We start from the raw sequence: 15,269 nt of genomic DNA, 5'->3' as shown, positions 1-15,269 counted from the left end.
CTATGTTTGATTCAGATGATATAATAAATCTTTCTCAAAAACTAAGTAAAATACCAGGATTTAGTAAAAAAACAGTTGAAAAATTTATCTACTGGATTTTTGAAAATGATCAAAGTAGTGTTAATTTACTCGCAAATGAAATTAAAAAAATTAAGGAAAAAACTAAATTTTGTCCAAATTGCACTAGTATATTAACAGAAAATCAAGAATGCAAAATATGCACAGACTTCGATCGCAAAAACACTCTTTTAGTTATTGAAAGTCTTGCTATTTTAAACAAGATAGAAAAATCAGGTATATACTTCGGTAAATACTTTGTTTTTGATAAAAAAATCGAAAATGAAATACAATACAATCAAAGCATTACAGAGATAAAAAAATTTTTAGACTATGCGCAAACCTTTGATGAAATTATTTTAGCACTTTCTCCTACTTTAAAAGGTGAAATTGTAACTAACATACTTAAACAATCATTAAAAGAAAAAGGTTTAAATGTTTCACAAATAGCAATTGGAATACCATTAGGTGCTTCAGTTGATTATATCGACGAAACTACCTTAAAATTCTCAATAAAAAATCGTCAAAATGAATAGAGGACATTTATGTTTATTACATTCGAAGGATTAGACGGAAGTGGAAAGACCACTATTTTAAACCTACTTATTCAATATTTCAAAGAAAAATATCCAAACTTACCTTTTATTTCAACACGCGAACCAGGTGGACATAACATCCCTGAAGCAGAACGGATTAGAGATATTATTCTTGATAAAAATAGTGATTTATCCCCTGTTGCAGAAGCGATGCTATATTCAACTAGTCGCAGGATTCATCTTGAGAAAGTTATTTGACCTGCATTAGAAAAAGGTGAGTTAGTGCTTTGTGATCGCTATATTGATAGTTTCTATGCTTATCAGGGGTTCGCACGTAAGTTAGGATATGATTTTGTTAAACAACTAACAAATTTAATTATTGATAATGCAATACCTGATTTGACTATTTTCTTTGATATCACACCTGAAAAAAGCAAGGAACGCCGTGATAAAAATCGTTTAGTTCAAGATCGTCTCGATAATGAAAAAATGCAGTTCCATCAAGATGTTTATTTAGGTTATCAAAAACTTATTTCCGAAAATCCTTCAAGATTTATTATTGTTGATGGTTCTGAAAATGCTGATGTAGTATGCAAAGAAGTTGTTGATAAACTCCATCAAAATCCTAAATTTTTAAGTTATATAAATAATAAAAATGTACCAAATACTAACTAAATTCGATAAGTTAAATAAAAAAAATAAATTGTCACATTTATACCTTTTTAAAACTAATTCAGATAATGTTGATAATTTTTTATTGCAGCTTATTAACATGATTAATAATACTAAATTTGCACCAGACACAGATTTAAGCAAACTTACAAATAATATTTATTTAATCGATGGAAGCAAAGATATAATTAAAAAAGATGATGTTCAAGCAGTAATTTATCAAGCACAATTTCAACAAAATAATAATCAAAAAACCATTATAATAATTAAAGATATCGATCATACTACACATATTACAATAAATAGTTTTTTAAAATTTATTGAAGAACCAAATGATAATACAATTATTTTTGCTACCACCAGCAAGATAAATAAGGTTTTACCAACAATTATTTCACGATCTCAAATTATTAATCTTATCCCTTTTTTAAAAAAACCAAATAAGGAAAATTGATACCAAAATTTTAGCGAAAACGAGCAGCATATAGTAATTTTGAAACAATTAATAACTTATTTTGAACAACTATTACAAAATAATTCAAAATATACACTTAATTTATTTTTAGATTTTTTAAATGAAAATCTAAAAAAAGAAAATATTTTTTTCTTTAATGCATTAAAATACCTATTTCAAACCAGTAATTTATTAAATTATAAATATAAAGAATTGGACAAAATATATAGATTAATAAATAGAAAAACACAAAATATTCGACAAGTTAATTCTGCTAATAAATTAATGCTTGAATTTAACAAAAATTTATCAGATTATAACAGTAATTTTGAGATGCAAAAAGTTGCTTTATTAATTAAACTTAGAAGGTTATATGAGTAAGTTATATATAATAGGAACTCCAATAGGTAATCTTAAGGATATAACGTTTCGCGCTGTTGAAACTTTAAATAAAGTAGATATAATTGCTTGTGAAGATACCAGAGTAACTACCAAACTATTAGAACATTTTAGTATAACCAAAAAAACATTGATTACTAATAATGCTTTTAACGAAAATGCTACTGCTAAAATTATTTTAAACTTTCTGCAAGCACAAAAAAATGTCGGATTGGTTTCCGATGCTGGGATGCCTGTTGTTTCTGACCCTGGTTTTAGTATTATTAATCTTGCAAGAAATAACGGATATGATATTGAAATAATTCCTGGTGTTTCTGCAGTAACAACAGCGTTTGTTGGTTCCGGATTTTCTAATAATTTTACTTTTTTAGGTTTTATCAAAGATAAAAGTCAGCAGCGAAAGAATCAACTTACTAATTTATCTGAAGGAACATATATTTTCTTTATATCACCACATAAACTACTTCAAACCATCAAAGATATTTATGATGTTTTTAATGATAATGTCAATATATGTTTAGCTAAGGAACTTACAAAAATTTATGAACAATGATTTTTCGATAAACCTTCTGTGTTAATAACCAAGTTTCAAAATATTGAAAAAATAAAAGGTGAATATACCTTAGTTATAAACATCCCAAAAACAAAACATATTAAGGTGAATAAATATCCTAAAATTAATAAAAATATCGTTTAGCGCTGCTATATAGTGCTAAACGATTTATTTATTTAAAACCATTTGGAAATAATGCTGTCTTAAACGGTGTTTGTGAATTATCAAAACCGTTTGGATAAATTAATAATAAATTTTGACGATACGAAGCTGTTTGTGCCGGGTATTTCTTCTTATCACTCCCATCAATTAAATTATATGCTTTTAATTTATCAAAATCATGTGATAGAAAGAACGGTGCAAATCCAGCTACCTTAGAAAAGTCATTCTTTTGAACATCTGAAGCAACTGCATCATATATACCTATCATTTGTCCAAATTCATTATACACAAGCGAACCAGATGCTCCATAATATAATGATGAAAATCAAATTGAATAATTATAACCATAATAATTACCTAGCAATCTTCCTTGTGCTGAAGTATAAGGTGTATAATTACCACTATTAATCTTTTCTTCTGCGCTATTTGTAGGTAATGCAAAAGTTTTTTCATTTGATTTACTTCGTGAATTTCATTTTAAAGAAGTTGAATTTCTTTCAGTTGGATTATTAATACTTCATGCTGCTGTTCCTGATGCATCAGCTTGTGGATAGCCACCTATATATACTTCTTTTGAATTAGTTAAACTGTTTTGGTTTTTTTCATTAAATGCACTCATATAATCAACAGTTTGCATATATACAGAAGTTTTTTTATCTTGATTAGGTAATTGATTTGTTGCATTTAGTCTAGCTAAATAAGAATCAACACCTGCTATAGCCAATTTAAACATTTGCTGTGCTTGAGTATTTAACTTAGACATATCAATATCTATTTCAAAAACAGCAAAATCTGTATAAAATGGATAAAAATTCTCATCTTTTAATTGTTGCTTTAAAATATGACCTTCATCGCTTTCATCATCGGGATCAGCATCAGTAGTATAATTTTTTAGTCGTTCTTGTGCTAATTTCTTTAAATTATCTTGAAATGGTTGAATATATTTGTGATCAATAAAATCAAAACCTGCAAAAATTAACTTTGGAGATGATATACCTACTGCTTTTGTAGTTTCTGATGCGGCTGAATCAGACTTATTTGCATCCAAAAATTCATCTGCTGATGCGAATCATTTAACAGTATTTGCGCTATCTGCTTGATAATTATAGTTATTTTCTTTGATTGTAAAATCAGTTTTTTTTGCTGCTTTACCTATTGAGATTGAACGAGCTTTAATATTTCTCGGATCAATATAATTAAGTTTTTTAGCAACATTTTCATCTAATGTATTTGATAAATCAGCTGCAACATGTAAATTAGTTGCTAAGAAAAGTTTATATTTATTATCGTCTTGTTTATGATAATCAAGTAATCATGCTGTCCCGCTATCTGTTGAACGAAAATCATTACTGTGATCACCTGTCTTATTACCAACACCGAATTTTATAGCAAAACTGCGATCAAAAATTTCATTATATAACTGTTTTCTATCTACTACCTTATATTGCTTAACAAAATCTGGATATTGATTATTTTTACTATAGTCTTGTGTAGGAATATGAAAATCCGGTGGTAAAGATGGGGGGGGTCACGGGTTCTTTTGGTTTATCTGGTTTTGATGGTTGTGGAATTGGGTTCGGTTCTTGTTTTGGTCTTTGTTTTTTAAAAACCAAATTAGTACTTATTTGATTGGTATCTACAATTAATTTTTCAATCTTATAATCTTTATCAAAGTCTAAATTAGTTACATTAAATTTAATTTCCCTTGAATTTTTATCAAAACTTATTGCTGTCAATTTTTCAGTTAAACCACTTATTTGTATTTGTATTTTATCAGTTGTTATATCTGGCGAAATTGGAATTTCATATGCTTTTAATGTTAAAATATACTTATTTGCTTTATTTTCAACACCAGAAACAAGTATTTTATATTTTTGTGGTTGCTTTTGTTGGTTAGTTGTCCCACATGAAATTGCAAGTGCAGATGTTAGCAATGAACCAAATGTTAATAGAGATAATTTTCTCTTCATATTTTCCTTTCTTATATACTTTCTTTGAGTTTATTATTAGTAAATAAAATTAAAGATTTTACAACAATTTCCTCTTCAATATTATTAAAAATTTCTTTATTAAAGAAACTTAAATCTCCTCCGGTGAAAATTATTTTATAATTTTGCTTATTTATATAATTTAAATACATAATTAAAGATAAAATTCTAAATTGAATCCCTGATGAAACTGCATCAGAAGTATTATAACCGATATTTTTTATATCTTTATTTAATTTGATTTGTTTAACTAATGAAGTATTATCAAAAAGAGCATTTAACCCTTTTTTTATCCCCGGCATTATGCTAACACCGATTATTTTTTTATTTTCAGTTTTACTTAAAACTAATGCTGTCCCTAATGAAACTACATAACCACTTTCATATTTATGCCCAATATAATATGCAGCCAGTAATATATCATTTCCCACTTCTTCTTTTGCTATTTTTTTATTGAATGTTAAATCATTTTCATTGAAATCCAAATATGAAATAAATTTATATTTTATTTTTAAAAAATCAAATACTTGCGATAAAATGATATTTTTTTCTGGTTTAACAGAAGAAATAATAATACTTTTAATATTTATTTTGTTTTTTATTTGAACAATTTTTTCTTTCAATGAATCAAAACTTAATAATTTCACCTCTAATTTTTCAATTATTAAGTTTGAATTCAAAAAATAACCAATTTTAATTAATGTATTACCAAAATCAATATATAACATAAGACTCCAGAATAAGAAAATAAAAGGTTATTAACCTTTTATATATAAATACTCAACAAGTTGATTAATTTTTTTATTTATTGCTTCAGGTTGCTCAAAAAATAAGGCATGTCCACAATTTTGCAAAAGTGTTACATTTTTTTGCATCTTATTTGCAATATTTTTTATAGTAAAGTAAGGAATAAATTTATCATTAATACCAGTAATAAATTCATAGTCATTATTTGCTTGATATAAACTTTTAATGCTTGTTTTTAGGTAATTGGGATTTAAAATCTGTGATGTAACCATATTTAAAAACATAGGTCGCTTTCTATCCATTAATTTCAAAAACATCGTAGCAACTTTTGATAAGTTTTTACGATAATCCAGTTTATCATTATAAATCAAATTATCTGAACTTTCATAAGCTGAATCATAATTTTCAGGTATGAGTCAACTTTTCATTCTTTTGATTGCTGCTTCAACACTTTCACCTAATTTATTATCCAAAATTTCATAATTTATCGGTGCTGCTAGTAGTGCTTTTTTAACTAAATTATTATTTAATAAATACAAAGCACTTGCTCCACCAAGCGAATGTCCAATAACAAGTTTAAAATCATAATTATATTGCTTTACAAATTCTAATGCTACCTGTTGGTATAACTCAATTGTTATTGCTTCTTTAGCACTACTGAAACCACAACCGGGAAAATCGATAGCAACTACATCATAATTACGATTTTTCTGTAAGTAAACTTGGTTTGCAAAAGCAGCAGAGGAATTAAATCCGTGTAAAAATAAAACTTTTGGTTTACCGGTGTTTTCTTCTATATAATGTATTCTTTCGTTTAAAAGCTCTATATATTTACTTTCCATTATTCACCAAACATAATATCAACTATTTCTTGTGGACTAATGCTTCCAAAATAGTTATCTAAATTAGGTACTGATTTTAAAAAATCTAATATTTTATTTTTCTCAAAATCAAGTCCAACTAATGCACTTTCGATGCTTTCGGTTCCTTGTAAGGTAAGAAAATCACCTTCAAATTTAATTTCAACTATTTTGTTTTCTTTTACATTAGCACTTATTTGTAAAATTCCACCATCTGTTTTCTTTTCGCTATAAAAGGAAAATTCCGGATTCTTACCTAAAACTCACTCATTTGATGATCTAATTTTACGCAATTGTGGAACTAAGGTAGTATATTTTTCAGGTATATCAAGCAATTTTGCATCATATTTATGCATCAAATATTCAATGAATTTATTTTTAAATTCATCAATGCTCATTTTTACTGGTAATTCATCTAAAATGTTTGTCACTCTTTGTCTTGCACTATTAATTCCTTTAGATTCCATTTTCAATTTACTTGGATTTAAAACAGTTGAAAGTCTTGTTAAATCAACATTAAATAATATAGTTCCGTGGTGTACAATTTTATTTTTATAAATAAATTGTGCATTACCTGAAAATTTTGCACCATTTACTACTAAATCATTTCTTCCTTTAAATTGTGCATCTAAACCAAGTGATTTTAAGAAATTAAGAACCGGCTCTAAAAACTTTTGATAACTATGCTCTGTTTTATCATTAGTAATAAATGAGAAATTTAAATTACCAAGGTCATGATAAACAGCTCCACCACCTGATAAACGACGATATAAACCTATTTTATCACGCTCTAAAACATCGAATTTAACTTCCTTATATGCATTTTGATTACGTCCAATAATCACATCATTAGCATGTTGATAAAGATAAATAATATCTTCATGATTATCTTCATCTTTAGCCATTATTTCTTCAAGAGGAAGTGTGTAAAATGGTGTAGTTTCCTTACATACATATATTTTCATTTTTTACTCCTTATTTACTAAATCAAAATTTGTTATACTTTTAAAAAGTTTAACAAATTTTGTTTCATTTTCCTTAAGATTTAAATTTGTAACACCAAAAATATTGATTTGTCCATAATCTCAGCGTTTTTGGTATCGATTTTTATCAAGCAAAAATAATAAATCTTCGATGAATCAGTCAAAATATTCAACAGAATATTTTAACTCACGAAGTAGTCCATTAATTTTTATATCCAAAATACGATTTTGATGATTTAGAATCTCAAAATCAAAAGATAAATTTAATTCTTTGCTTGTTACTGTTTGAAATTGCTTCTTCATTTTTTAATTATATCACTATATAAATACAAATGAAAAAGTTAATAAAAAGCAGTGTTTTTGATTATAAAATAAACTTTTAATGACAAATTGAGCAAATTTATTGCATACATTTTCATATTTAAAGCAGATTTTGCAAAAATACTGCTATATTAAGGATTTTTATTTAGAATATATTATAATATAATCGTATTTAATATTTAAGGAGAAGGATGAATTTCCAAAAACAATTAGAAAATACAATTTATCAAAAAAATACTCAATTAAAGAGTAAGAAGACTATTTTGCTTATTGATGGTGAAGATCAAAGATCGATTCAGGCAGCAGCTAAAGTTGCTGAAAGTGATTTAGTAAATATTGTGTTATTAGTTTCACAACACAACTGCTCACTTACACCTAATATCAAGCAGGAAGTTATCTCAGATGAGAAAAAATCAGAATATGCAAAGCAATATTTTGAATTAAGAAAAGGAAAGGAAACTTTAGAAGCATCAGTTAAAAACCTTGAACAAGCACCTTTTTATGCAATGATGATGCTTAAAAACAAAGAAGTTGATGGGGTTGTCGGTGGATTAAATTACACAACAGCTGATATTTTACGTGCTGCTTTTAAAGTAATCGGACCTAAGAAAAACATCAAAACTATTTCTTCTGCTATGATTATGCATAAGGATGAACAAAAATACCTATTTTCAGATATTTCAGTCAATATCAAACCTAATGCAGATCAATTAGCAGAAATCGGATTAAATGCCACCGAATTTGCTAAAAGCCTTGGTTTTGATCCAAAAGTAGCTTTCTTGTCTTTTTCAACAGATGGTTCAGCAGTTAGCGATGAGTCAAAATTATCTGCTAAAGCAACAGCAAAATTTAATGAACTTTCAGATACTAAGGCAATAGGAGAAATCCAATTTGATGCAGCATTTGATGAAAAAGTAAGACAATCAAAATACAAAAAACCTGCATATACAGGAGTTACAAATGTTTTTGTGTTCCCTAATTTAGATGCAGGTAACATCGGATATAAGATTGCACAACGTTTTGGGGGATTCGGTGCAATCGGACCAGTTATTACAGGGATTGCTGAACCTGTAAACGATCTATCAAGAGGATCAACCACAGAAGATGTTTATAATACAGTTTTAATTACTGCATTACAATCTTATAAATAATATGAATGCTTTTGTTATTCTGTATAAAGAATGAAAAAAGTTTTATAATTATTCATATTAAATAAAACGGAGGTTATTTAATGAAAATTATATCAATAGGAGCAAACCATGCTGGGACTTCATTTTTAAGAACAATGAAGAAAATTGCTCCAGACTCACATTTAGTGGCATATGACAAAAATACTGACATTTCTTTTTTAGGATGTGGTATTGCTCTATGAGTTGGTGGGGAATTTTCTAATCCAGATGGATTATTCTACTCAAGTATTGAACAACTTAAATCACTTGGAGTAGACATCAAAGATGCTCATGATGTTATAGAAGTAAATCGTGAAGAAAAATATGTTGTAGTTAAAGACTTAAGAACTGGACAAGTTTTTAAAGACTACTATGACAAACTTGTATATGCTGGAGGAACTTGACCAATTATTCCACCTTTTGAAAACATTCACTTAGACAACATTTTAGTTTCTAAAATCTTTGCACATGCAAAAGAAATTAAGGCTAAGGCAGAATCAAAAGATGTGAGAAATGTTGTTGTTATTGGTGCTGGATACATTGGTGTGGAAATTGTCGAAGCATTCCATAAATATGGAAAACATGTTACCTTAATTGATATGCAAGAACGCATTATACCAAACTACTTTGACAAAGAATTTACTGACAAAGTTGAAGCAACTATGGTAAAAAATGGAATTCAATTACAACTTAATGAAAAAGTTCAAAGATTTACAACTAAAGACGGAAAATGTGTTTCTGCTGTTGTTACAGACAAAGGAACATACGAAGCTGATTTAGTAATCTTGGCTATCGGATTTAGACCAAAAACCGAATTAATTCAAGGTGTTGACAAACTACCTAATGGTGCGATTAAAGTTGACAAATTCCAAAGATCATTATCAGATCAAGATGTTTATGCTATCGGTGATGCAGCTTCAATGATTAGCAATGTTTCAGATGAATATGTAAACATCGCTTTAGCAACAAATGCTGTTAAAACTGGTATTGTTGCTGCTTTCCACTTAGCAGGAAACGAAACTATTCCATTCCCTGGATACTCAGGAACTAACGCTATTAGTGTGTTCGATTTCAACTATTCATCAACAGGACTTTCAGAAGTAGCAGCATCTAGACATCCAAAATTCAAAGATTCTTATGCTGTAGAATACTTTGAAGACAATGATCGTCCTGAATTTATGCGTAAACACTATAAAGTATGAATGAAAATTACATATGACAAAAACACACTTAGACTTTTAGGAGCACAAATTGGTTCAGTAGGTAAAGAAGCAAACCACACCGAGGTAATTTATATGCTATCATTAGCAATTCAAGAAAGATTAACCTTACCACAAATTGCATTAATGGACTTTTACTTCTTGCCACACTTTAACAAACCATTTAACTTTGTAATCCAAACCATTTTAAATGCTTTAAATCTAAATTACAACAAAAAATAAGGAAATTTTCCTTTAAATCAAACATTAAATCAGAAAGGATGTTATGACTTTTAAATTTGTAAAACCTGGATTAGTAATGTCTAAAAAAGAAGAAATTGTTCGTTTCTTAGACATTGATGGAAATTTAACAGCCGAAGGTAAAAAACACGACCCTAAATTATCAAAAGAAGAATTGTTAAAAGCATATAGATTCATGGTTCTTTCAAGAAGACAAGATGAATATATGACACAACTTCAAAGACAAGGGAGAATGCTTACTTTTGCACCTAACTTTGGTGAAGAAGCATTACAAGTAGCGTCTGCTATGGTGTTAACCAAAGACGACTGATTTGTTCCAGCATTCCGTTCAAATGCAACTATGCTTTATATGGGAATGCCTATTAAAAATCAATTATTATACTGAAATGGAAATGAACGTGGAAGTGTAGTTCCAGAAGGGATTAATTTACTTCCTGTTAATGTTCCTATCGCAACACAATGTTCACATGCTGCAGGAATTGCTTATGCAGCAAAACAACTAGGTAAAAAAACTGTATCAGTTTCTTTCGTTGGAAACGGGGGAACAGCTGAAGGTGAATTCTATGAAGCAATTAATATTTCTTCAATTTGAAAATGACCATCAGTTTTCTGTGTAAACAATAATCAATGAAGTATTTCAACACCTGAAAAATTTGAAACTGGTTCTGAAACAGTTGCTGCTAAGGCTGCTGCTGCTGGAATGCCAGGAGTTCGTGTTGACGGAAATGACTTGTTAGCTTCTTATGTAGTAATGAAAGAAGCAGTTGAATTTGCTCGCGAAGGAAATGGACCTGTTTTAGTCGAATTCATTACTTGAAGACAAGGACCACATACAACATCAGATAACCCTAGAGTATATCGTACTGTTGAAGAAGAAAAAGAACACGAAAAATGAGAACCTATGCACCGTATTGAAAAATATCTATACGATAAAAAATACTTAACCGAAGCAGAAAGAGATCAAATGTGAGAATCTGCAATGGAAGAAGTTAAGAAAGCATACAACGAATCATTAGAAGAATTAGATGTAGACATCAATGAAGTATTTGACTACACCTATCACACACTTACACCTGAATTAGAAGAACAAAAACAAGAAGCTTTGGCTTACTATGCAAACTTAAAGGAGAGTAAATAATGGATAAAACAGTTACATTAAATAACATTGGTGCTTTAACTAATGCTATTGATTTAATGATGGAAAAAGATCCAACCGTTGTTCTTTGAGGACAAGATGCAGGGTATGAAGGTGGAGTTTTCAGAGCAACCGAAGGATTACAAAAGAAATACGGGCTTACCAGAGCTTGAGATTCACCTATTGCTGAAGCATCGATGTGTGGTGTTGGAGTTGGAGCAGCTATTTATGGACTAAAACCTATTGTTGAAATTCAATTCCAAGGATTCTCTTTCCCTGCATTTCAACAACTTTTTGTGCATGCAGCTAGATATAGAAACAGAACTCGTGGAAGAGTAACAGTTCCAATGGTATTAAGAATGCCTATGGCAGGTGGAGTTAGAGCTCTCGAACACCACTCAGAAGCGATTGAAGCACTTTATTCACACATTCCTGGATTAAAAGTTGTTATGCCATCAACTCCTTATGATACAAAAGGATTAATGATAGCAGCTATAAATGACCCAGATCCAGTTGTATTTTTAGAACCAAAGAAAATTTACCGTTCATTTAAACAAGAAATTCCAGCTGAAATTTATGAAGTTCCAATTGGAAAAGCAAATGTTTTAGTTGAAGGAAACGACTTAACTCTTGTAACATACGGAGCACAAGTTCACGAATCACTTGAAGCACTTAAAAAACTTCAAGCATCTAATCCAGAAATCAGTGTAGAATTAATTGACTTAAGAACTATTAAACCAATTGACACTGAAACTATTGTAAATTCAGTTAAGAAAACCGGAAGATTACTTGTGGTTCATGAAGCCGTTAGATCATTTTCAGTTTCAGCAGAAATTATTGCTAGAGTAAACGAAAGAGCATTTGAATACTTACAAGCTCCTTTAGCACGTTTAACCGGATACGACATCACAGTTCCTTTAGCACGTGGAGAAAAATATCACGCAATTGATAGTGATAAAATTGTTGCTAAAATTAAAGAGGTTGTTTCTTTTTAGGTTATAATTAACTACTAGAAAGGAAATTTATGGAAAGAAAAATCGCAACTCCTATTGCTCGTGCTATAGCGAACAAATTGGGAATTGATATTAATTTAGTAACTGGAACAGGGCCACAAGGTAGAGTTACTGAAGCAGATGTTCGTGCATTTGCTGCAGCACCTGCTGCAAAACCTGCTGCCCCTGCTACCGCTGCACCTGCTGCTACTTCTGCTGCTCCTGCAGCACATGTTGATGTAGTGAGCAAACCTGCACCAGTTACCTTAGACGGAAGAAGAGAAAAAATTACTCCAATCCGTAATGCTATTGCTCGTGCAATGAAAACTTCACAAGCATCTGTTGCATACTTTTCATTAGTAAATGAAATCGATGTAACTCGTCTTTGAGATTTAAGAAAATCAATCGTAGAGGATGTGCAAAAAGCTACTGGGGTAAAATTAACATTCTTACCTTACATTGCAAAAGCAATTATTACTGCTTTAAAAGAATTCCCTATTTTTGCTGCTAAATATGATGAAGCAGCTAACGAAATCGTTTATCCTACAACTATTAATTTAGGAATTGCTGTTGATACAGCAGCTGGGTTAATGGTTCCTGTAGTAAAAGATGCCCAAAACCTTACAATCGTGGATTTAGGTAAAGAAATTATCCGTTTAGCACTTGCTGCTAGAGATAAAAAAATTAAACCTAATGAAATGTCTGGTGGATCATTTACCATTACTAACTATGGTTCAGTAGGTGCTTTATTTGGAACACCTGTTATTAACTGGCCTGAAATATCAATCGCTGGTGTCGGAGCTATTCTCGATAAACCAGTTGTTAAAAATGGACAAATTGTACCTGGTAAAGTAATGAACTTTACCGTCGCTGCAGACCACAGATGAATTGATGGTGCTGCTGCCGGTAGATTCGCTGCTAGAGTTAAAGAATTACTTGAAAAACCAGAAATTTTAGGAGTTTTATAGTATGCATAAATTTAAATTTGCTGATATAGGAGAAGGATTACACGAGGGAACAGTTGCTGAAATTTACAAAAAAGAAGGTGATGAAGTAAAAGAAGGTGATTCGCTTTTTTCTGTTGAAACCGATAAAGTTACTTCAGATATCCCTTCACCTGCAACTGGTAAAATTGTGAAGGTTTTAATGGCTGTCGGGGATGTTATCCATGTTGGCCAAGAAATATATTATATCGATGATGGAAGTGGAGATGTTGAAGAAGCAGCCCCTGTCGCTGCTCCTGCACCACCTGCACCAACTAAAGAAGAACCTGCTGAAGAAGGTGGGGGAGCTTCAGTTGTAGGTGAAGTTAAGGTTTCAAATCAACTTTTTGACCTTTCTTCATTCAAAAGACCAGCAACCGCTACCAAACCTGCACCAGTTGCACCTGCCTCAACATCTGCTGCACCTGCAGTTGAGGCAAAGAACACAGGAAAAGCATATACAGGTAAAGTTGAAGAAGAATTTGACTTAATTGTTATTGGTTCTGGGCCTGGTGGATATTTAGCCGCTGAAGAAGCAGGTGGTGCTGGATTAAAAACTTTAATCATCGAAAAAGAATTTTGAGGTGGAGTCTGCTTAAATGTTGGATGTATCCCTACAAAAGCATTATTAAAAACTACTGAAGTTTTATCAAATATTAAACATGCACACGATTTTGGAATTGATGGAATAATTGATGTTAGTGTAAACTGAGAAAAAATGCATGCCAGAAAAGCCGGTGTGGTAAAACAACTTACTAATGGTGTACAAGCTCTAATGCGTATGAACAAGGTTAAAACTATCCTTGGAACAGCAAAATTTGTTGGAGCCCATGAAGTTGAAGTTGATTCAAAAGTTTACCGTGGGAAAAATATTATCATTGCAACCGGTTCATCTGATCGTAAAATACCACTTCCTGGATTTGAAGAAGGTTATAAATCAGGTAAGTTAATTACTTCAAAGGAAGCAATTAACCTTAAAAACAAACCACAATCATTAACTATCGTTGGTGGAGGTGTAATCGGGGTTGAATTTGCCCAAGTATTTTCTGCTGCTGGAACAAAAGTAACTATTTTACAAAACCTTCCAACTGTTTTAGCAATGCTTGATAAAGATATTATCAAACAAGTTACTGCTGATTTAAAAGAAGCAGGTGTTACAGTTATTGCTAATGCAAATACAACAAAATTTGAAAACAACAAAATTTTCTATACTGTAAATGGTAAGGAAGAATCAATTGAATCAGAATTAGTTTTAGTTTCTGTTGGTAGAGTTCCAGAATCACTTGGTTTAGAAGAAGTCGGAATCAAACTTGGAGATCGTAAGCAACTTTTAGTAGATGAATTCTGTAAAACCAATGTTGATGGTGTTTATGGTATCGGTGATGTTGTAGGTCAATCAATGTTAGCACATGTTGCTTACAGACATGCAATTGTTGCTGTATCTAACATTCTTAAAAAAGAAGTTAAATACTCTTCAAAAACCGTTCCTGCTTGCGTTTACACCCATCCAGAAATTGCAACTGTCGGATTAACTGAAGAACAAGCAAAAGAGCAAGGTAAAGATTTTATAGTAGCTAAACACCAATTCACATTCATTGGTAAAGCATTAGCAGCACACGAAGAAAAAGGTTTTGCTAAATTTATTATTGGAAAAGAATTTGGTGAAATTCTTGGATGTCACATTATTGGTGGAACAGCAACAGACTTAATCTCAGAGGTTGTTTTAGCTATGGATTTAGAATCAACTATCTATGAAATAGCTTCTGCTATACACCCACATCCAACTTTCTCAGAAGTA

At 30.4% G+C, this 15,269-nt stretch carries 16 protein-coding genes; 10 read left to right on the top strand and 6 right to left on the bottom strand.

What is annotated here, in order from left to right; translation table 4 throughout:
• Positions 1-2 precede the first annotated feature (2 nt).
• From ACXYRN_RS02745 to rsmI, 4 genes are read left to right on the top strand one after another with little or no spacing between them, the layout of a single operon-like run.
• Positions 3-593 (top strand): toprim domain-containing protein, encoded by a 591-nt coding sequence (locus ACXYRN_RS02745; RefSeq protein WP_458597260.1) that lies wholly within the window; start codon positions 3-5, stop codon positions 591-593.
• A gap of 9 nt (positions 594-602) precedes the next feature.
• Positions 603-1,268: a dTMP kinase gene (gene tmk, locus ACXYRN_RS02740; RefSeq protein WP_458607581.1), complete on the top strand. Its 666-nt coding sequence runs from the start codon at positions 603-605 to the stop codon at positions 1,266-1,268.
• On the top strand, positions 1,249-2,100 hold the full coding sequence (locus tag ACXYRN_RS02735; RefSeq protein WP_458607580.1) for a hypothetical protein: 852 nt from the start codon (positions 1,249-1,251) through the stop codon (positions 2,098-2,100). The genes tmk and ACXYRN_RS02735 overlap by 20 nt, the downstream gene beginning before the upstream one ends.
• Positions 2,093-2,815 (top strand): 16S rRNA (cytidine(1402)-2'-O)-methyltransferase, encoded by a 723-nt coding sequence (gene rsmI / locus ACXYRN_RS02730; RefSeq protein ID WP_458607579.1) that lies wholly within the window; start codon positions 2,093-2,095, stop codon positions 2,813-2,815. Before ACXYRN_RS02735 ends, rsmI begins: the two co-directional genes overlap by 8 nt.
• A 28-nt stretch (positions 2,816-2,843) precedes the next feature.
• On the opposite strand, the gene ACXYRN_RS02725 is transcribed toward rsmI, so the two are convergent.
• The 6 genes from ACXYRN_RS02725 to ACXYRN_RS02700 are packed head-to-tail and all read right to left on the bottom strand — an operon-like array spanning position 2,844 to position 7,714.
• Complete coding sequence (locus ACXYRN_RS02725; protein WP_458607595.1) at positions 2,844-4,253, bottom strand: MIP family Ig-specific serine endopeptidase; 1,410 nt, start codon at positions 4,251-4,253, stop codon at positions 2,844-2,846.
• 58 nt (positions 4,254-4,311) lie between these two features.
• Positions 4,312-4,803: a hypothetical protein gene (locus ACXYRN_RS02720; RefSeq protein ID WP_458607578.1), complete on the bottom strand. Its 492-nt coding sequence runs from the start codon at positions 4,801-4,803 to the stop codon at positions 4,312-4,314.
• A gap of 11 nt (positions 4,804-4,814) precedes the next feature.
• Positions 4,815-5,549, bottom strand: a complete 735-nt coding sequence (locus tag ACXYRN_RS02715) for a type III pantothenate kinase (RefSeq protein ID WP_458597255.1) — start codon at positions 5,547-5,549, stop codon at positions 4,815-4,817.
• Between the two features lie 30 nt (positions 5,550-5,579).
• The gene (locus tag ACXYRN_RS02710; protein ID WP_458607577.1) at positions 5,580-6,410 is read right to left on the bottom strand and encodes an alpha/beta fold hydrolase; all 831 of its coding nucleotides are present in this window, start codon (positions 6,408-6,410) and stop codon (positions 5,580-5,582) included.
• Complete coding sequence (locus tag ACXYRN_RS02705; RefSeq protein ID WP_458607576.1) at positions 6,410-7,393, bottom strand: lipoate--protein ligase; 984 nt, start codon at positions 7,391-7,393, stop codon at positions 6,410-6,412. Before ACXYRN_RS02705 ends, ACXYRN_RS02710 begins: the two co-directional genes overlap by 1 nt.
• A 3-nt stretch (positions 7,394-7,396) precedes the next feature.
• Positions 7,397-7,714, bottom strand: coding sequence for a hypothetical protein (locus ACXYRN_RS02700; protein WP_458597253.1), 318 nt, complete (start codon positions 7,712-7,714; stop codon positions 7,397-7,399).
• A gap of 209 nt (positions 7,715-7,923) precedes the next feature.
• Between ACXYRN_RS02700 and ACXYRN_RS02695 the strand changes: the two genes are divergently transcribed.
• The 6 genes from ACXYRN_RS02695 to lpdA all read left to right on the top strand — a co-directional run.
• Positions 7,924-8,883 (top strand): phosphate acetyltransferase, encoded by a 960-nt coding sequence (locus ACXYRN_RS02695; RefSeq protein WP_458607575.1) that lies wholly within the window; start codon positions 7,924-7,926, stop codon positions 8,881-8,883.
• Between the two features lie 80 nt (positions 8,884-8,963).
• Positions 8,964-10,343: an FAD-dependent oxidoreductase gene (locus ACXYRN_RS02690; RefSeq protein ID WP_458607574.1), complete on the top strand. Its 1,380-nt coding sequence runs from the start codon at positions 8,964-8,966 to the stop codon at positions 10,341-10,343.
• Between the two features lie 43 nt (positions 10,344-10,386).
• A complete protein-coding gene (gene pdhA / locus ACXYRN_RS02685) occupies positions 10,387-11,499 on the top strand; it encodes a pyruvate dehydrogenase (acetyl-transferring) E1 component subunit alpha (RefSeq protein WP_435130234.1) in 1,113 nt (370 codons plus the stop codon).
• The gene (locus ACXYRN_RS02680; RefSeq protein ID WP_435130232.1) at positions 11,499-12,491 is read left to right on the top strand and encodes an alpha-ketoacid dehydrogenase subunit beta; all 993 of its coding nucleotides are present in this window, start codon (positions 11,499-11,501) and stop codon (positions 12,489-12,491) included. Before pdhA ends, ACXYRN_RS02680 begins: the two co-directional genes overlap by 1 nt.
• Positions 12,492-12,520: 29 nt before the next feature.
• Complete coding sequence (locus ACXYRN_RS02675) at positions 12,521-13,456, top strand: 2-oxo acid dehydrogenase subunit E2 (RefSeq protein ID WP_458607573.1); 936 nt, start codon at positions 12,521-12,523, stop codon at positions 13,454-13,456.
• A 1-nt stretch (position 13,457) separates the two neighbouring features.
• A partial coding sequence (lpdA, locus tag ACXYRN_RS02670; RefSeq protein WP_458607572.1) for a dihydrolipoyl dehydrogenase occupies positions 13,458-15,269 on the top strand: 1,812 nt, incomplete at its 3' end.

Source organism: Mycoplasma sp. 4423, from assembly GCF_054353855.1.
This window is presented reverse-complemented; position numbering and strand designations above follow the sequence as displayed.